A 621-nucleotide genomic window follows, 5' to 3' on the forward strand; every position below is an offset into this window, starting at 1 on the left:
ATCGGTTAAGGTGTCGGGCTGAACGAATTGGGAACCGACGATGAGCAAGCTGAAAAGCCTGGACGAACTGTTCGCAGGCCGTCACTTTGACCGCGATGTGATCATTCTGTGCGTTCGCTGGTACCTGTGCTACAAGCTTAGCCTGCGCGCGCCGGCACATAATGGAGGCCGCCTGGCCCTGATGCTCAACGAGCTGCGCTTGCCAACGATCGGCAGGTTGTGGCCCGAGTTCGCCGAGCGCTCGCACAAGGAAGGCTGGCAGGCCACGCGACTGCTTGGCGCACTGCTTGAGCACGAACTGGCTGAGCGCGCCAAACGACGCATCGAGCGGCACCGTACAGAGTCGCGTCTGGATCCGACCAAGACGCTCGCCACCTTCGACTTCAGCGCCGTGCCAATGGTCTCGAAGGCCCATGTCACGGCGCTGGCCGCCGGAGAGTCATGGCTGGAGAAAGGGGCCACGGTCCTTCTGTTTTGACCACCTGGGGTCGGGAAAAGGGTTCTGTTGCAGTAAGGCCCACGTTAAAATTGGGTAGCGAATTTTTGAGCTGTGCGATGAAGAAGACGAAGACACCGCGAACCACACTCGCGCCGGGCCTGGCCAAGGTCCTGAAGCGCCTT

At 60.5% G+C, this 621-nt stretch carries 1 pseudogene; it reads left to right on the top strand.

The features are described 5' to 3' along the window. Positions 1–40: 40 nt before the first annotated feature. Positions 41–475, top strand: a pseudogene (locus AB3X89_RS40125) (ATP-binding protein); the annotation flags it as partial. Positions 476–621 lie beyond the last annotated feature (146 nt).

Origin of the sequence: Paraburkholderia sp. BR14320 (assembly GCF_040948665.1) — a bacterium.
Classification (GTDB): Bacteria; Pseudomonadota; Gammaproteobacteria; order Burkholderiales; family Burkholderiaceae; genus Paraburkholderia; species Paraburkholderia youngii.